Origin of the sequence: Streptomyces sp. NPDC046862, from assembly GCF_040704615.1 — a bacterium.
Lineage (GTDB): Bacteria > Actinomycetota > Actinomycetes > Streptomycetales > Streptomycetaceae > Streptomyces.
In genome coordinates this window covers 1-16,072 of the sequence record NZ_JBEYXP010000086.1, presented here as the reverse complement: position 1 = coordinate 16,072, position 16,072 = coordinate 1, and the positions used below count along the sequence as shown (strand labels likewise).

Genomic DNA, 16,072 nt, shown 5'->3' with positions numbered 1-16,072 from the left:
CCCTGGTTGTGTCCCCACCGCCCCACAAACCCCCCTTCCATGTGTGCGCCCAGCATGGGTGATTGCTGGGGGGGAAATCCCTGGAAGAGGTGGCGCTAACCCCGAGCCGGGAGTATGGGCAGGAAGCTGCTGACGATGTCCGACAGTTGCTGGTGCAGCCCCGACACGTATGCGGCCTGGCCGCCGCGGTTGCGGAGCTTAAGCCGTCCACATCCGGGAGGCGTGCCGCCATGCCCCGAGGAGCGGCCGGCAACCAAGCCTGCCCGACCGCGGGTTGGCCAGGACGCCCCGATGCGCCTGTGCCCTGGACCCTGCCGACGCGGGCGGTGTCTCCGCGTCCCCGGCGCCGGAGGAGATGACGAGCACGGAGCCGTGGGCGGCCGAGCCGAGGTCCTCTGGGTGTGAAAGCCCGCATCCGATCGCCCAGACGCGTGCCGCCGCTGAAGTCGGGCCCCCGCCGGCACGCCTGGCGGCCACTCTCCCCATTCCTGCCTCCGGCCGCCGCTCGACGCGCCAGCCGCGACGGACCTCCAGTACACGCCTGCGGGTCCGCCCCACGCTTCGGCAACTCCTGCCAAACACATGGCTCCCGGAGCGGGCAACGTGCACGGCCCCAGGCCGGCGCCCACGACCGACAGCGGAGCTAGGGGCCGGCCGGGGGCGTGTGAGGAGCGGGCGACGGTGTGGACGACCGGCGAAGCCCCGGGGTGGTCGCGCCCACCACGGCGACAGCGCCGAGGCAGAGCAGGCCGCCGCTGATGAGGGCCGCCGTTCCCGACGTGGCGTCCGCGACGAGACCGCCGCGCATGTTGCCGAGGTCGGGGCCGGCCTGCCCGACGACTTGCTCGGCGGCGCCGACGCGCCCCAGCAGTTCGTTCGGCGTGTGCGTCTGGACGATGGTGCCGCGGGACACCACGGAGACGGTGTCGGCGGCGCCGGCCAGGACGAGGAAGGCCAGCCCGGTCCACGGATCCGGCGACATGCCGAACAGTACGAGCGCCCCACCCCATGCGGCGGATCCGCCGAGCATGACCAGGCCCTGCCGGGGGACCCGGGTGAAGGTCCCGGAGAAGACGGACGCGACGGTGCCGCCGACGGCTATGGCGGTGAGGAAGAGCCCGAGAGTTCGCGGACTCCCGCCGAACCGTTCCGAGTTGATCAGGGGGAACAGGCTGATCGGCATGGACAGTACGGTGGCGGCCAGGTCCGTGACCAGCGCTCCACGGATGACGGGAGTCCTGATCAGGAAGGCCAGGCCGTCCAGGACTCCACGGACGCCGGGCCGCGACGGCTCGCCGCCGGGGACCATCGGCGGCAGACCGAAGGCACCGTACAACGCCGTGGAGAAGGTGGCCGCGTCGATCACGTAGCAGGCCCCCACTCCCAGCCCGCCGATGATCAGCCCGCCCAGAGCCGGCCCCGCGAGCATCGCCCCCTGGAAGGCGATCCGTCGCAGCGCGAGTCCGGCAGCCAGCTGGTGCTTGGGCAACAGGTGCGGGATGAAGGTGCGGGACGCCGGGCCGCCGCCGGCGGCGAAGCAGGACTGAGCCGCGACCAGTGCCAGTACTCCGCCCGGCGGCACGTCCTGGAGGAAGCCCTGAAGCGCGAGCAGGAGCGAGCAGACGGCTTGTCCGCTGGTCGTGAACAGGTAGAACCTCCGCCGGTCGACGCGGTCGACGACCGATCCGGCGAAGAGACCGAGCGCGACGAGCGGGATCGCCTGTGCCAGGCCGACCGCGCCGGTCCACGTGGTGCTCCCGGTCGACTGCCAGATCTGGAACATCACGGCGACGGCGGTCATCTGACCGCCGAGGGCGGAGAGGGACTGACCGATCCACAGCCGCCGGAACGGTGCCGACGACCGCAGCGGGGTCACGTCGAGCAGTACGTGTCTCAGCGCCACGCGGGGTCCTGAGCCAGCTTCTCGGCGATCCGGTCGTGAAAGCTCCTGCGCTCCAGGGCCTGCTCGATGTCGGCGACGACCCGGCTGAGCGGATAGGGGATCTCCGCCTCGACCTCTGCGATGGCGGCCTCGGTCGCCCGCCATTCCGCCGCCAGGCGACCGACGACACCGCGAGCCTTCTGAGTGAGTGTCACCTTCTTGGTGCGCGCGTCGTCGCCGACGACCGTCTCGACCCAGCCGGCCGCGCGCATCGCCGCCACCTTCTGACTGAGCGCCGAATGGGTCCGGTTGACCGACTCCGCCAGTTCCTTGATGGACATCGGCCCACAGGCGTGGAGGCGGAGCAACTCCATCACGAAGCTCGGCTTGAGTCCTTCGATCCGCCCCTCGGAGTAGATCCGGGCGATGTCCGCGTCCATCACGGCCTGGAGAAGGCGCAGAGGCCGCCAGAGGCTTTCGTGGGTGGGGTCGGATACCGGGAGTTCGGGATCGGGATCGGGTGAGGGTTCGGTCATGGGCAGATCGTAACAGTGCTTATATAAGCACTGTTACGATCTGCCCCGCCGTCCCGACGCACGCAGCCTGCGGCCCCGCCGCGTCAGACCCCACGGCTTGAGGACCGAGATCACCGTCATGAAGACGTACGCGGACAGGGACACGACCGGCCCGTACAGGACGTCACCGGCGTCGGGCAGCGGCCGGCCCGCGGCGACGGCGGTGACCGCGGAGTTCACCGCGGGGCGCAGGGCGAAGACCGTGGCGGTGGCCGTGGCCAGGGTCAGCCAGAACTTCGTGTAGACCCACCGGTGCCTGGCCAGTCCCCACGGGGTGCCCAGGGACAGCACCAGCCCGCTGAGGAGTGTCAGGAACGCTACGGGGAGCAGGAGCCAGTCGGCGAAGAGCTTCATGGCCCGGACGGAGGCCTCCACGGTCACCGCGGACCCGGTGGTGGCCGCGGTGACCCCGAGCGAGAGCAGCCCGAGCGTGAGCCCGAGCCAGCCCGCGGAGGCGACCACATGGACGACGAGGAGAGCCCGGCGTGCGGGTCGGGTGAGTTTCACGCGCCTCACGGTGCCGGGAGAGCGCGCCGAGGACGTCTGACGGCGGGAGTAACCACGCGTACTGGCTTCGGAGTACGGGGCGAGACGTCATCTCGTCGATGCGGTGGTGGTCGGTCGTGCGCACGCGGAAACACGTCGTCCGTCCGGGGAAGCGGCGCAAGACTTTCCCGCGGACGGACGGACGGACGGACGGACGGTCCGGACGGACAGACAGACGGAGACGGCCTTCGAGACTTGCCAGCCGCCTACCAACGGCCTACCAACGGCCTACCAACGGCCTTCCACCTGATCCTTGATCCGGCGGTCGTAGAGGTCCTGGATCGCGGCGAGCGTCTCCTCGGACAGCGGGGCCGACTTGGCGGCGTACGCGTTGGCCCGGGCCTGCTCGGCCGAGCGGGCCCCGGGTATCACGGTGCTGACGCCCGGCTGCTGGATGATCCAGCGCAGCGCCAACTGGGCCGGGGTGCACCCCTCCGGGGCGAGTGCGGCGAACTCGGCCGCGGCTTCGACGCCCGTCTCGAAGTCGACGCCGGAGAACGTCTCGCCCTGGTCGAAGGCCTCCCCGTTCCGGTTGTACGTGCGGTGGTCGTCGGCGGCGAAGACCGTGTCCTTCGTGTACTTGCCCGACAGCAGCCCGGAGGCGAGCGGCACGCGGGCGATGATGCCGACGCCCGCCTTCTCGGCGGCCGGGAGAACCTCCCTCAGCGGCTTCACGCGGAACGGGTTGAAGATGATCTGCACGCTCGTCACGTTCGGCCGCGCGATCGCCGTGAGCGCCTCGGCGCAGGTCTCCACGCTGACGCCGTACGCCGAGATGCGCTCCTCCTCGACGAGCGTGTCGAGGGCGTCGAACACCTCGTCCGACGAGTAGACGGGCGTCGGAGGGCAGTGCAGCTGCACCAGATCGAGGCAGTCGACGCCGAGATTGCGCCGGGAACGGTCGTTCCAGGCGCGGAAGTTGTCCAGGACGTAGTTCTGCGGGATCTGCTCCAGGCGACGGCCCATCTTCGTCGCGACCATCACATGCAGGTCGGGCCGGCCGCGCAGGAAGCCGGCGATGGTCTGCTCGCTGCGCCCGTCCCCGTACACGTCGGCGGTGTCGAAGAAGGTCACCCCCGACTCGGCCGCCGCCTCCAGCACCTTCAGGGCGTCCTTGTCGTCGACGTCCCCCCAGTCGGCCCCCAACTGCCAGGTGCCCAGCCCCACGACCGACACCTGCTGACCCAACCTGCCGATTACGCGCTCATCCATGCGGTCAGTCTGTCACCCGCCCTCACCAGGTCAGTCGGTCAGGGCCGCCCGGGCCGCCGCGAGCGACTGCTCGGCGTAGCCGCGTCCGAACAGCACGGTGTGGACCAGCAACGGGAACAGCTGGTGCAGCGGGACACGGTCCGCCCAGCCGTCCGCGAGCGGCGCGGAGTCCTGGTAGCCCTCCAGGATCCCGTCGAGGTGGGGACAGCCGAAGAGACGCAGCATCGCCAGATCGGTCTCGCGGTGTCCGCCGTGCGCGGCCGGGTCGATCAGCCAGGCGTCTCCGTCGGCGCCCCACAGGACGTTGCCGTTCCACAGGTCGCCGTGGAGCCGGGCGGGCGGCTCGGCGGGGCCCGCCAGCTCCGGCAGCCGTTCGCAGACCCGCTCCACCACGGCCGCCTCGTTGGTCCGCATGATGCCCTCGTCGACCGCGCGGCGCAGATAGGGCAGCACCCGGTGCTCGGCGTACCAGCGCGGCCAGTCGGCACCCGGGGCGTTGCGCATCGGAGCGAGTCCGATGTACGCCTCGCTCGGTCCGTCGGGCGGCGCGGCACCGAACGCCGCCGCGCCGGCGGAGTGCAGGGCGGCCAGATCACCGCCCAACCGGACCGCCGCCTGCAGGTCGGGCCTGCCCTGCGGGACACGCTCGGTCACCAGCCAGTGGGCGTCCTGGCCGTACACGGCGGGGACACGGACCGTCCCGGCGTCGCCCAGCCAGCGCAACCCCGCCGCCTCGGCCCGCACCGCACCGGGTTCGCCTCCGCGCTTGACCATCACCACCTGGCCGTCGTCGAGGGTGACTTCGGCGAGCGCCGCCGACAGCGGGCGCTCACCCCTCACCGGACGTCCGGTGAGCCGTTCCGCCGCCGCTCCTGGGTTCTCGCTGCTCACGGCCCCCAGGGTAGGGCCGCCCGGTGGTCGTCGCGGGCAGGGCTTCCGTCACGCGTCACGGTAATCATGTGACCGTGGACCGACTCAACCTCTCAACCTCCGCTCATCCGGCGGCTGTTCGGGCATGACATCTGTCATCTCGTACTCGCGACACACGGCACTGCCCGGCCGGGATCCCTCCTGGCCAGGATGGTCCGCATGACGACAAGTGCGGAGGCCACCTCGCCGGTGGTCGCGTTCGATCAGGTGACCAAGAGTTATGGAGACGTCCGTGCGGTGGACGGGCTCACGCTCGCCCTGCACCCGGGGGAGACCGTGGCTCTGCTCGGGCCGAACGGGGCGGGCAAGTCCACCACGCTCGACCTGCTGCTCGGCCTGCGGCCGGCGGACAGCGGCACGGTCCGGGTGTTCGGCACCAGCCCCCGCGAGGCGATCGTGGGCGGCAAGGTCGGTGCCATGCTCCAGAGCGGCGGGCTGATGGACGAGGTGACGGTCGGCGAGCTGGTACGGCTCGCCTGCGATCTGCATCCCAGGCCGTTCCCGGTGAGGGACGTGCTGGCCCGCGCGGGCATCGCACAGATCGCCGACCGCAAGGTCAACAAGCTCTCCGGCGGCCAGAGCCAGCGCGTCCGCTTCGCCCTGGCCACGGCCGGCGACAGTGATCTGATCGTCCTGGACGAGCCGACCACCGGCATGGACGTCTCGGCCCGCCAGGCCTTCTGGGCCACCATGCGCGAACAGGCCGAACAGGGCCGCACGGTGCTCTTCGCCACCCACTACCTCGAAGAGGCCGACGCCATAGCGGACCGCGTGCTCGTCCTGCACCGGGGACGGCTCCTCGCGGACGGCACCGCCGCAGAGATCAAGGCGAAGGCCGGTGCCCGCCGGATCGCCTTCGACATCGAGGGCACCGTCGACGAGGACAGGCTGCGCGAGCTGCCCTTCCTCACCACGATCACGATCTCCCGCAACGGCACCGCCGAGGGCTCCGGCCGGGCGGTCCGTATCCAGTCCACGGACGCCGACGCCACCGTGCACGCGCTGTACGGCCTCGGTCTCTACCCCCGCAATCTCGAAGTGGCCGGGCTCGGTCTGGAGCAGGCCTTCGTCGCGATCACCGCCGCCGAGGAGGCCAAGCAGTCATGAACAGTCTGATCAGGCTCGAACTGGCCCGCGCCCTGCGCAACCGCAAGTTCCTGTTCTTCTCCGTGATCTACCCCTCGGCCCTGTTCCTGCTCATCGCGGGCAACGCCGACTCCAAAACCAAGATCGACGGCACCGGGCTGACCGTCCCGACCTACATGATGGTCTCCATGGCCTCCTTCGGTGCCCTGACCGCCGTGCTGATGGGCAACAGCGAACGCATCGCCAAGGAGCGCGAGAGCGGCTGGGTACGACAGCTGCGGCTGACCACCCTGCCGGGACGCGGCTACGTCCTGGCGAAGACGGCGAGTGCCGCCGTGGTCAGCCTGCCGTCCATCGTGATCGTCTTCGTCGTCGCCGCGGCCGTGAAGGACGTACGCCTGGACGCCTGGCAGTGGCTCGCCCTCACCGGTGCCATCTGGGCCGGCAGCCTCGTCTTCGCCGCGCTCGGCGTCGCCATCGGTTACCTCGCCACCGGGGACGCGGTCCGCCCGATCACGATGATCACCTACTTCGGGCTGTCCATGCTCGGTGGCCTGTGGATGCCGTCGACCACGTTCCCGCAGTGGCTGCAGGACATCGCCAAATGGCTGCCCACACACGCGTACGCTGCCCTCGGGCGGGCGATCGAACAGAGCCAGGCCCCGCAGGCCCAGGACATCGCCATCCTCGCCGTCTTCTTCGTCCTCTTCTCCGGCGGCGCGGCTTGGCTCTACCGGAAGGACACGCTGAAGGCGTGAGCAGCATAGGCATCGGGCAGCGCCCCAGGAACCGCAGACAAAAGCTGGTCAAGCTGTTCTGGATCGGCATCTGGTTCGCCTACCTGGGCGCACCGGTCAAGGACCTCCTGCACGGTGGGCACAGCGACGGCGCCCGGATCCTCGGCTGCCTGGGCCTGGTCGTCTTCGTCGCCTGGTACTTCGCCCTGGTGTTCCGCACGGGCCGCGGGGAGACCAACGGCGCGGTGCTGGGCTCGATCGCGGCCCTCGCGGCCGAGTCGACCGTGCTCGCCCTCTCGCTCGGGCGGGAATGGCTCGTCCTGTTCGTGTACGTGTCCATCTCGTCCGGTGCGGCGCTCCCGATGCGGCTGGCGAGGTGGGCCATCCCGGTCACGTCCGCCCTGATGACGGCGATCGCGCTCACGGTCCCGGACGGGGAGGCGTACCTGGCGAACCTGCTCTTCCCGGCGCTGCTCGGAGGGTTCGCCATGACCGGCGTACGCGAACTCATCCGGACGACCATCGCGCTGCGCGAGGCGCGGGCGACCGTGGCACAGCTCGCCGCGAACGAGGAACGGCTGCGCCTGGCGCGCGACCTGCACGACCTGCTGGGGCACTCCCTGTCGCTGATCACGCTGAAGAGCGAACTGGCGGGCCGGATGCTGCCCGACCACCCCGACAAGGCGGCCCGGCAGGTCGCCGACATCGAGAACGTCAGCCGCCAGGCCCTGGTCGATGTCCGCGAGGCCGTCACGGGCTACCGCAGGCCGCGGCTGTCCGGCGAACTCGCGGGCGCGCAGGCCGCGTTGACCGCGGCGGGCATCACCGCCGACGTGCCCGCCGACCCGGATCTCACCGGGATCTCCGAGGAGCGCGAGGCCGCCCTGGCGTGGGCGCTGCGCGAGGCGGTCACCAATGTCGTACGGCACAGCGGGGCCCGGCGCTGCTCGGTGGAGCTGGTGCGCCGCGAGACCCTCGACGGGCCGACGGCGGAGCTGACCGTGGAGGACGACGGCCAGGGAATGGACAAGAGCAGTTTCGGGAACGGGCTGACCGGCCTGACCGAGCGCCTGGAGAAGGCCGGCGGGGAGCTGACGGCGCAGCCGGGGCGGCGCGGGGGATTCCGGCTGGTAGCCCTGGTGCCCGCCGGGTCAGGAGCCCGCGCGAACGACCCCATAGGATCCGGGGCATGAGCCGCATGATCAAGGTCCTGCTCGCCGAGGACCAGTCGATGGTCCGCGAGGCGCTGGCCGCACTGCTCGGCCTCGAACCCGACATCGACGTCGTCACACAGGTGGCACGCGGGGACGAGGTGGTGGAGGCGGCCCGGGAACACGACGTGGACGTGGCGCTGCTGGACATCGAGATGCCGGGCGCGACCGGGATCGAGGCGGCGGGCCGGCTGCACGCGGAGCTGCCCGGGATCAAGCTGGTGATCCTCACGACGTTCGGGCGGCCCGGCTATCTGCGCAGCGCGATGGAGGCCGGGGCGGACGCGTTCCTGGTGAAGGACGCCCCGGCGGCCCAGCTCGCCGCGGCGGTCCGCAAGGTGCTGGCGGGGGAGCGGGTCATCGACCCCACCCTGGCCGCGGCGGCCCTGGCCGAGGGCGCGAACCCCCTGACGGACCGCGAACGCGAGGTGCTCCGCGCCGCGGCCGACGGTTCCACCAACGCGGAACTGGCCGCGACCCTGCACCTCTCCCAGGGCACGGTCCGCAACTACCTCTCCACCGCGATCCAGAAACTCACGGCACGCAACAGGGCGGAGGCGGTACGGATAGCGAGGGAGAAGGGCTGGCTCTGACAGGACCGATCAGGCGGCACCGCTCACGCCGGGAGCCACGAAACGACGGTGGAGCGGCAGGAAACGGGACTCGGGCTCGCCGGTGATGCCGACCTCCTTGAGGGCCGGCGCGATCCGGTCGGCGAAGAACCGCTCGAAGTCCGCCTGGTCGTCCCACACGTCGGTCACCTGCAGCGCACCCTCCTCGTACCAGGCCACATGCAGGACGAGACCCTCCGGCACCTCCTCCTCCCAGCCCACCGAGTCCCGTACGGCGTCGTACTGCTCGGGCGCCAGCCCGTCCCAGCGCAGGGACAACACAACGGCCATCGCGATGCCTCCTCTGTTAGCGCTTCCCGGCCAGTAGACCGGCACGGCCGACCGACCGCCTTTCGTCGTGGGCCGTCCGTGTGCCGGGCACTCCGCCCGCCAGAGCCGTGTGAGGGGCATCACAGTGGAGAAGTGAACCTGCGAGAGTGCCCGCAACGACCGGCCTGATGTGTGGAAAAGAGCGACCGCCATGAGGCGGTTGGACGAGGAAGGCCTGCTGCGCAGGGTGGCCAAGGCCGACCGCGCGGCGTTCGAGGAGTTCTACCGCCGCACGTCACCGTGGCTCGCGGCGCGGCTGCGCCGCCGTTGCGCCGACGAGCAGATCGTGGGGGAGGTGCTGCAGGAGACCTACCTCGTGGTGTGGCGGGCAGCGGGCTCGTTCGCCGGCAGCGCGGCCGGCGGCAGCGCGGTGGGCTGGCTGTGGACGGTGGCCGCCCGGCGGCTCGTCGACGCCTTCCGGTCCGAGGGGCGGCACCAGACCAACCTGCGCGCCGCGGCCGCGGTCGACACGGCCGACGCGGACACCCCCAGCGCCGAGGAGACGCTGCTGGAGTCGACGCTGTCCGGCGACGTGGGCGACGCCCTCGCCACGCTCGCGCCGGAACTGCGTGAGGTCCTGCGGGCCCTGGTCCTGGACGGGCTGAGCGTCCGGGAGGCCTCGACGCTGCTCGGCATACCAGAGGGAACAGTCAAGACCCGGGCTCGGCGCGCGAGGCTGGCCATGCGGAAGGCGATGTCATGACCGGCACCACAGGGGCCCACGCCGGGCGCCACCTGATCACCGCCTACGTCTCGGGGGACACCACACTGCCCGCCGACGCGGAGTGGGCGCTGGAAGCACACCTGGAGAACTGCGCCCCCTGCAGGCGACGCGTGGCCGAGGCGGTCGCGACGCACACGCCCGCGGTGAACACCCTGCTCGACGACGTGTGGGCCGCGCTGGACGCGACGGCACTCGGCCGGCCCGCGCCCGCGCGTACCCCGCTGCTGCGCGAGGTACGCCGCTGGGCGCCGCCGTCGCAGCTGCCCTGGCTGCTGATGAGCGTGCTGGTGGCGCTCTCCGCGCTCGGCATCGACATGCTCGCCCGAGGGAAGGACGTGCCCTCGCTGGTTCTGCTGCTCTCTCCCGTGGTCCCGCTGCTCGGGGTCGCGGCCGCCTGGACCCGGCGGCTGGACCCGATGAGCGAGTTGACGGTGACCACACCGCGTGCGGGGCTGCGCATGGTGCTGCGGCGCACGGCCGTGGTGCTCGGCGTGGTGATCCCGGTGCTGGCCGTGGCCGGGGGCGTCGTCGGGGTGTCGCCGGCCCTGTGCCTGCTGCCGTGCCTCGCCTTCACGGTCGGCACGCTCGCGCTCGGCACGGTGACCGGCGTACGGCACGCGGCCGTCCTCCTGGGCACGGCGTGGGTCCTCGGGGTGATCGTCCCCAGTCTGTTCACCGCACGGGTGTCCGTGCTGCTGGCACCCCAGAGTCTGCCTGCCTGGGGTCTGGCGGTCACGGTGTCCGCCGTCGCGATCACCGTACGAGCCCGTGCCTTCACCACGCTGCCCGGCAGAGAACTGCCCTGACACACAACTGCCCTGACACACAAGCGACTTCCAACCCGCCCGGGAAGTCCCGAGCGACTGCCCGGCAAACGAACGAACAGGAGACACGCATGGTGCGCACGGTGGCCTCCGCCGATCTGGCGCCGACCACGTACGCCTGGCACATACACGCCCAGGACCTCCGTGTGCGGGCCGGACGCCGCACGGCCGTCGACGGTCTGGACCTGCGGCTCGGCCGAGGTGTGCACGGACTGCTCGGCCCCAACGGCGCCGGCAAGACCACACTGATCCGCTCCCTGGCGACCGTTCTGCAACCGGCGGGCGGCGAACTGGAGTTGCTGGGCCGGCGGATCGGTGCCCGGACCGACCTGCGAGCGCTGCGGAAGAGAATCGGGTACCTGCCGCAGGACTTCGGCTACTACCCGCGGTTCACCCTGCGCGAGTTCGTGGAGTACATGGCCTGGCTGAAGAAGATGGACGCGGGCCAGGTTCCCGCAGCCGTGCAGCGCGCGATCGAGCGGGTCGGACTCGCCAACCGCGCCGACGACCGGATGAAGACGCTGTCCGGAGGCATGCTGCGCCGTGCGGGCATCGCCCAGGCGATCGTGAACGATCCGGACCTCCTGCTGCTCGACGAGCCGACCGTGGGCCTGGACCCGGCACAGCGCCTGGAGTTCCGCACGCTCCTGCGCGATCTGGGCGAGCAGGCGTGCGTGCTGGTGTCCACCCACCTGGTCGAGGACGTCGCCGCCTCCTGCACCAACGTGGTGCTCGTCGACCAGGGCCAACTGGTGTTCCAGGGAACGCCCGAGGAGGTCGCCGCCCTCGGCGACGCGCGGGACGTCGGGGACAGCCCGATCGAGCGCGGCTACACCGCCCTCCTCGCCCGCCCCCGTACGCGGCGGGAGCCGGGCCGATGAGCACGCGGATCCTGGGCATCGAACTGCGCCGCTCCTCCGCGGTGGTCGTCGGCGCGCTGATCGCCGCACTCGGCGTCGCCGGACTGTGGACGCTCGTGATGTCCCGGCAGGGGGAGTTGTGGGACACGCAGTGGACGCTGCTGGCCGCCTTCCAGCGGATCATGCTGGTCCTGCTCTGGCCCCTGGCCCTCGGCGGAGGCGCCTGGCAGGCCCGGCGTGACCGCCGCTCGGGCATGGAGGAGTTGCTCGGCACCACCCCGCTGCCCACCTGGCGGCGTACGCTGCCCACCGCCGTCGCACTCGCGCTCTGTCTGATCCTCGGCTACGTGCTGACGCTCGCCGCGGGCGCGGTCCGGGTCGCCGGCAGGACCGACCACCTGTCCGGCGACTGGGTGCCCATCACGGCCGTGGGGGCGCTGACGCTCGTCGCCGCCGGATGGCTGGGCATGGGCATCGGCCGGCTCGTCCCGTCGGTCTACACCCCTCCGGTACTGGTCGTGGCGGGCTTCCTGGCGCTGCTCCTCCCCATCCAGCTGGCCAAGTCGTCGGAGCCCGGCCCCGTTTCGCTGCTGGTGCCCAACCTCACCAGCAACTTCGACGAGTTCACCACCATCGCCGGCTCGGTGAGCCTGGCGCAGTCGCTGTGGTTCACCGGCCTCGCCGGCAGCGGGCTGACGCTGCTCATGGTCGCCCGGCGCCGCAGGGCCGTCGTCGCGTCCGTGCCCGCACTGCTCGGTCTGGTGGTGGCGATGCCTCTGCTGGGTGCCGCTCCGGCCTCAGGCCTGCAGCGCGACGAGGGGGCGACGGCCGAGGTCTGTACGCGCGACAGTGGCCCCACGGTGTGCGTGACCAAGGCGCACGAGCGGGGCCTGGCCGAGCTGGTCGGACCGGCCCGCCGCGCCCTGACGCTGCTGGCGAAACTGCCCGACGCACCCACCTCGGTGCACGAGGTGACCGGTGACCGCCCCGGCCCGCAGCCGGCCCGCGAGGCGTGGCTGCACGCCGACACCTACGTGTCCGGCCGCGGCTGGGCCGCTGACAGCGAGGATGCCATGGTCGCCCAGATCCTTGCCGGAGCGGGCACCCGCCCGTGCGAGCCCGTGGCCTACGGTCCGCGCGCTGTCGCGAGCGCGTGGCTGTACGGCAGGTACCCGGCACCGGGGCTGACCGTTCTGCCGGGCGAGGAGACGGACGAACGGGACGCCGAGTGGCGGAAGTTGAAGGCGCTGCCCGCCCAGGAGCAGGTGCGACGGATCGCCGCGGTACGCGAGGCCGAACAGACCTGCCGGGGCGACCTCGAAGCGGTGCTGGCCGAGGACGCCTCATGATGCGGCTGCTCACGCTGTACCTGCGTGCGCGTCAGGTTCCCCTCGCATCGGGCGTGGCGGCGGCCGGAGTCGCCGGGGTGGCCCTGTTCGGCAACACCCCCGAACGCCCGCTGCAGACACACATCTTCGCCGTACTCGCCCTCGGTCTCGGTCTGGGCGTGCTGGGCAACGGACTCGGCGGTGCTGCGGCCGCACTGGAACGTACGGCGGCGATCCGCTGGGCCCGCTGGCGCACGGTCCACGTCGTGGCCGTCGCCGTCGAGGTGTTCGTGGTGGCAGCCGCCGCGAGCGACGCGTCGATGGGCGTCGTCCTGCGCGCCACGGCAGGTCTCGCCGGACTCACCGCGCTGGCGGCGACCGTGCTGGGCCACGAACTCGCCTGGACCCTGCCGACCGCCGGTGCGGGTGCCGCCGCGGTCGTTCCGCCCCTCACGGAACCGGAGATCCTGCGCCTCCTCACCTGGCCCCTGCAGCCACCGGACAGCACGGCCGCCATCGTGGTCGCCACCGCTCTGGCCGTCGGCGGCCTGGTCGCCTACGCGGCCCGCGGCAGCCGTTCGGCGTCCGCGGAGCGTCCTGCGCCGTCGCGGTCACCGCGTCCGTAACAGGGCTCCGGCCGGGGGACCTGTCCCCCAAGAGTCGACCTCGGATTGCGGCTTGGTCGAGGCCGACTTAGCTTCAGGAACGTCGTGCTGTACGACAAAAGCCGATAAATCTGACATCGGCCTTCCGCCTTGATGGCATCGAATGGAGCATTCATGTCGGTGATGACCGGTACCCAACCCATGCAGCAGGCCGGCGGCCCGCAGCAGATCGCCCAGCTGGTTCAGCAGACCATCCAGCAGGCGTGCCAGCAGACGGCCCAGCAGGCCGCGCAGCAGGTGCAGCAGACGTTCCAGCAGATCCAGCAGGTCCAGCAGCAGCTCCAGCAGCAGGGCATCGCCCACCAGGCGCACCCCTACCTGGCGCTCGCCCTGCACCGTTCGCTGCACGCGGGGATCCGGCACGCGGTGGAGCAGTCCGTACAGCAGGCGTTGCCGTCCGCGATCGTGATGCTGCTCCAGCAGAGCCAGATGGGGCAGCAGGGCCAGCAGGGCCAGCAGGGCCAGCAGCATATGGGCGGTGGATTCGGCCAGCAGTACCAGCAGCAGCCGTACGGCCAGTACCAGCAGCCCGGCTTCGGCATCGGCCACATGAGCCAGCCCTTCGGTATCGGCTGACCTCAGGGCGGCGCGATGCGGTGTGCCCGGAGCGGTTACCGGGCACACCGCATCAGCCTGTGAGCGCGAGCCGCCCCGTCGCCCGATGAGAAGGACAGTTACGCGCAGGTACGACACAGCCGTGGTGAAGGTGGACGTGATGGTCAAGGAAAGGCCCGGAAACAGCCGCGCGAGCGGGTCCGAGGGCGGCGGCGAGGGTGGGCCCGGACCCGAGGGCAAGAAGGCGGCACCAAGTAAGGCGGAACCAGGCAAGAAGGGCGCGCGGTCCCCGGTCTCGGTGCAACCGCGCCGCGAGCGGTACATGGTGACACCGCTGCCCCAGCATCTGCTCCCACCCGGAGTGTCCGAGCTCAGCATGGACGCGGTGATCGACCAGCTGGGCCGGATGCCCGAGGCCAAGGTGGTCCGCAGGCTCCAGCCGTCGGAGAAGCTCCGTTCGACCGGGCTGCACCCCTCCTGCCCGGAGATCGCGGTCGTGGAGGCGGCCGAGTCCCAGGTGCCGGCGATGCGGTCGCTGCACGTACACATCGAGCCGGACCTGCCGCTGTCCGGAACCGGGCCCGCCGCCGCGGCGACCGCGGGGATCCTGCCGCTGCGCGATCCGGGACTCGTCCTGCCGATGGACGAACCGGTGACGATCTCGCTGCGGGTGTGCGGTCCCGAAGGCGAACCGCTCGCCGGAGCGGGGGTGTTCCTGATCGGGGCGACCTGGCCGGGGCAGGGGATCACGGGGGCCGACGGGACGGTCAGCGTCACCCTGGCCACGGAGACCCCGGAGTCCATCCAGTCCCTGTACGTCCGCCCGGCGGGCGGTTACCTGGACCGGTGGATCCACCGCCCGGAACTGTCGGTCACCCAGGAGAACCTGGTCACCCTCACCCCGCTGGGCAAGGTGGCCCCCGGGCTGGAGGAGAGGCAGAGCTACGGCTGGGGCCAGAAGGCCATGCGGCTGGACCGGCTGCCTCCCACCTTCCGCGCCTTCGGAGTCAAGATCGCGCTCATCGGTTCGGGCGTCGCCGCGGACCACCCCGACCTCAAGGAACGGGTGCGCTCCGGGATCGGTCTCGGTCCCGACACGGAACCCGCCTGGTCCCGCGACATGGTGGGCACGGGTACGCATGTGGCGGGCATCATCGCCGGAGCCGACACCGCCACAGGGCTCGTCGGCATCGCGGTCGACGCCGACGTAGAAGTGTGCCAACTGCTGCCGGACGGCTGTTTCAGTGATCTGATCGCCGTTCTGGACCACTGTATCGAGCGCGAGATCGACATCGCCCACATCGCGGTGGCCGCCCCGTACTCGTCGGCGCTGGTCTCCCGCAAACTCGCCGACGCGAACGCGGCGGGTGTCGCCTGCGTGGCCCCCGCGGGCGACACGGGCGGGCCCGTCGCCTTCCCGGGCTCGCTGCCCACCGTGTTCGCCGTGGGTGCGCTGGGGGTCTTCGGTTCCTACCCGGCGGACACGTCCCAGGCCACCCATTCCGGCTCGCAGCTGACGCCGGAAGGACTGTTCGCCGCGCCGTTCAGCTGCTACGGCCCGGGAGTCGACGCGGCCGCGCCCGGTGTGGCGGTCCTGTCCTGCTCCCCTCAGGGCGGCTACGCGGCGCTCGACGGTACGACCGCCGCCTCGGCCCACGTCGCCGGTCTCGCCGCCCTCGTACTCGCCCACCACGAGGACTTCCACGGCCAGTTGCTGCCCCGTGGACCCGGCCGCGTCAACCACCTGTTCGAACTCGTCGCCGCCAGCTGCCGCAGGCTGGCCGCGCCCGGAACCACGGAGGCGTCCCGCGTCGGACGCGGTATGCCCGACGCCCTCGTCGCCCTCGGCCTGGCCCCAGGAGTCCAACTCGCTCCGGCGCTGTCCCCCTACACCCCATCCATGGCCGGGTAGACCAAGGCGAGTTCGGCCGGGGGCCGGGCCCACAACGCAGAGCACCGGGCGGGGGGGGGGCGCGGCCCGGGGCGGGGGGCCCCC

The 16,072-nt window shown here is 71.6% G+C and carries 17 protein-coding genes; 11 read left to right on the top strand and 6 right to left on the bottom strand.

The annotated features are described in order from the left end of the window. Positions 1-643 precede the first annotated feature (643 nt). From AB0959_RS49860 to AB0959_RS49840, 5 genes are all read right to left on the bottom strand, one after another. On the bottom strand, positions 644-1,903 hold the full coding sequence (locus AB0959_RS49860; RefSeq protein WP_366833637.1) for an MFS transporter: 1,260 nt from the start codon (positions 1,901-1,903) through the stop codon (positions 644-646). Then, entirely contained in the window at positions 1,894-2,418 is a 525-nt protein-coding gene (locus AB0959_RS49855; protein WP_366833636.1) for a MarR family winged helix-turn-helix transcriptional regulator, read from the bottom strand. Before AB0959_RS49855 ends, AB0959_RS49860 begins: the two co-directional genes overlap by 10 nt. Before the next feature lie 33 nt (positions 2,419-2,451). Next, positions 2,452-2,964: a DUF2269 domain-containing protein gene (locus AB0959_RS49850; RefSeq protein WP_366833635.1), complete on the bottom strand. Its 513-nt coding sequence runs from the start codon at positions 2,962-2,964 to the stop codon at positions 2,452-2,454. Positions 2,965-3,231: 267 nt separating this feature from the next. After that, complete coding sequence (locus AB0959_RS49845) at positions 3,232-4,215, bottom strand: aldo/keto reductase (protein WP_366833634.1); 984 nt, start codon at positions 4,213-4,215, stop codon at positions 3,232-3,234. A gap of 30 nt (positions 4,216-4,245) precedes the next feature. Then, on the bottom strand, positions 4,246-5,106 hold the full coding sequence (locus AB0959_RS49840; RefSeq protein ID WP_366833633.1) for a fructosamine kinase family protein: 861 nt from the start codon (positions 5,104-5,106) through the stop codon (positions 4,246-4,248). Between the two features lie 198 nt (positions 5,107-5,304). Here AB0959_RS49840 and AB0959_RS49835 point away from each other — a divergent pair, with 198 nt between their 5' ends. From AB0959_RS49835 to AB0959_RS49820, 4 genes are read left to right on the top strand one after another with little or no spacing between them, the layout of a single operon-like run. Further along, complete coding sequence (locus AB0959_RS49835; protein ID WP_366833632.1) at positions 5,305-6,252, top strand: ABC transporter ATP-binding protein; 948 nt, start codon at positions 5,305-5,307, stop codon at positions 6,250-6,252. Continuing rightward, positions 6,249-6,989 (top strand): ABC transporter permease, encoded by a 741-nt coding sequence (locus tag AB0959_RS49830; RefSeq protein ID WP_366833631.1) that lies wholly within the window; start codon positions 6,249-6,251, stop codon positions 6,987-6,989. Before AB0959_RS49835 ends, AB0959_RS49830 begins: the two co-directional genes overlap by 4 nt. After that, positions 6,986-8,161 (top strand): sensor histidine kinase, encoded by a 1,176-nt coding sequence (locus tag AB0959_RS49825; RefSeq protein WP_366833630.1) that lies wholly within the window; start codon positions 6,986-6,988, stop codon positions 8,159-8,161. Before AB0959_RS49830 ends, AB0959_RS49825 begins: the two co-directional genes overlap by 4 nt. Next, on the top strand, positions 8,158-8,772 hold the full coding sequence (locus AB0959_RS49820) for a response regulator transcription factor (RefSeq protein ID WP_366833629.1): 615 nt from the start codon (positions 8,158-8,160) through the stop codon (positions 8,770-8,772). Before AB0959_RS49825 ends, AB0959_RS49820 begins: the two co-directional genes overlap by 4 nt. 9 nt (positions 8,773-8,781) lie before the next feature. On the opposite strand, the gene AB0959_RS49815 is transcribed toward AB0959_RS49820, so the two are convergent. Next, on the bottom strand, positions 8,782-9,081 hold the full coding sequence (locus AB0959_RS49815; RefSeq protein ID WP_366833628.1) for a hypothetical protein: 300 nt from the start codon (positions 9,079-9,081) through the stop codon (positions 8,782-8,784). 190 nt (positions 9,082-9,271) lie between these two features. On the opposite strand from AB0959_RS49815, the gene AB0959_RS49810 reads away from it, so the two are divergent. The 7 genes from AB0959_RS49810 (at position 9,272) to AB0959_RS49780 (ending at position 15,988) form a co-directional block, all read left to right on the top strand. Further along, positions 9,272-9,823 carry an RNA polymerase sigma factor gene (locus tag AB0959_RS49810; RefSeq protein ID WP_366833627.1) on the top strand — a complete coding sequence of 184 codons (552 nt, stop codon included), beginning with the start codon at positions 9,272-9,274 and terminating at the stop codon, positions 9,821-9,823. Next, on the top strand, positions 9,820-10,650 hold the full coding sequence (locus AB0959_RS49805; protein WP_366833626.1) for a zf-HC2 domain-containing protein: 831 nt from the start codon (positions 9,820-9,822) through the stop codon (positions 10,648-10,650). Before AB0959_RS49810 ends, AB0959_RS49805 begins: the two co-directional genes overlap by 4 nt. Before the next feature lie 89 nt (positions 10,651-10,739). After that, the gene (locus tag AB0959_RS49800) at positions 10,740-11,549 is read left to right on the top strand and encodes an ABC transporter ATP-binding protein (RefSeq protein WP_366833625.1); all 810 of its coding nucleotides are present in this window, start codon (positions 10,740-10,742) and stop codon (positions 11,547-11,549) included. Continuing rightward, positions 11,546-12,877: a hypothetical protein gene (locus tag AB0959_RS49795; protein ID WP_366833624.1), complete on the top strand. Its 1,332-nt coding sequence runs from the start codon at positions 11,546-11,548 to the stop codon at positions 12,875-12,877. The genes AB0959_RS49800 and AB0959_RS49795 overlap by 4 nt, the downstream gene beginning before the upstream one ends. Then, the gene (locus AB0959_RS49790; protein ID WP_366833623.1) at positions 12,874-13,482 is read left to right on the top strand and encodes a hypothetical protein; all 609 of its coding nucleotides are present in this window, start codon (positions 12,874-12,876) and stop codon (positions 13,480-13,482) included. Before AB0959_RS49795 ends, AB0959_RS49790 begins: the two co-directional genes overlap by 4 nt. Before the next feature lie 153 nt (positions 13,483-13,635). Further along, on the top strand, positions 13,636-14,097 hold the full coding sequence (locus AB0959_RS49785) for a hypothetical protein (protein WP_366833622.1): 462 nt from the start codon (positions 13,636-13,638) through the stop codon (positions 14,095-14,097). A gap of 85 nt (positions 14,098-14,182) precedes the next feature. Then, positions 14,183-15,988, top strand: a complete 1,806-nt coding sequence (locus AB0959_RS49780) for a S8 family serine peptidase (RefSeq protein ID WP_366833621.1) — start codon at positions 14,183-14,185, stop codon at positions 15,986-15,988. Positions 15,989-16,072: the final 84 nt, after the last annotated feature.

Excerpts from the sequence above, each read along its gene's own strand:
- AB0959_RS49855 (WP_366833636.1), bottom strand. The coding sequence starts at position 2,418 with ATGACCGAACCCTCACCCGATCCCGATCCCGAACTCCCGGTATCCGAC.
- AB0959_RS49845 (WP_366833634.1), bottom strand. The coding sequence starts at position 4,215 with ATGGATGAGCGCGTAATCGGCAGGTTGGGTCAGCAGGTGTCGGTCGTG.
- AB0959_RS49835 (WP_366833632.1), top strand. The coding sequence starts at position 5,305 with ATGACGACAAGTGCGGAGGCCACCTCGCCGGTGGTCGCGTTCGATCAG.
- AB0959_RS49830 (WP_366833631.1), top strand. The coding sequence starts at position 6,249 with ATGAACAGTCTGATCAGGCTCGAACTGGCCCGCGCCCTGCGCAACCGC.
- AB0959_RS49820 (WP_366833629.1), top strand. The coding sequence starts at position 8,158 with ATGAGCCGCATGATCAAGGTCCTGCTCGCCGAGGACCAGTCGATGGTC.
- AB0959_RS49815 (WP_366833628.1), bottom strand. The coding sequence starts at position 9,081 with ATGGCCGTTGTGTTGTCCCTGCGCTGGGACGGGCTGGCGCCCGAGCAG.
- AB0959_RS49810 (WP_366833627.1), top strand. The coding sequence starts at position 9,272 with ATGAGGCGGTTGGACGAGGAAGGCCTGCTGCGCAGGGTGGCCAAGGCC.
- AB0959_RS49805 (WP_366833626.1), top strand. The coding sequence starts at position 9,820 with ATGACCGGCACCACAGGGGCCCACGCCGGGCGCCACCTGATCACCGCC.
- AB0959_RS49800 (WP_366833625.1), top strand. The coding sequence starts at position 10,740 with ATGGTGCGCACGGTGGCCTCCGCCGATCTGGCGCCGACCACGTACGCC.
- AB0959_RS49795 (WP_366833624.1), top strand. The coding sequence starts at position 11,546 with ATGAGCACGCGGATCCTGGGCATCGAACTGCGCCGCTCCTCCGCGGTG.
- AB0959_RS49790 (WP_366833623.1), top strand. The coding sequence starts at position 12,874 with ATGATGCGGCTGCTCACGCTGTACCTGCGTGCGCGTCAGGTTCCCCTC.
- AB0959_RS49785 (WP_366833622.1), top strand. The coding sequence starts at position 13,636 with ATGTCGGTGATGACCGGTACCCAACCCATGCAGCAGGCCGGCGGCCCG.
- AB0959_RS49780 (WP_366833621.1), top strand. The coding sequence starts at position 14,183 with ATGAGAAGGACAGTTACGCGCAGGTACGACACAGCCGTGGTGAAGGTG.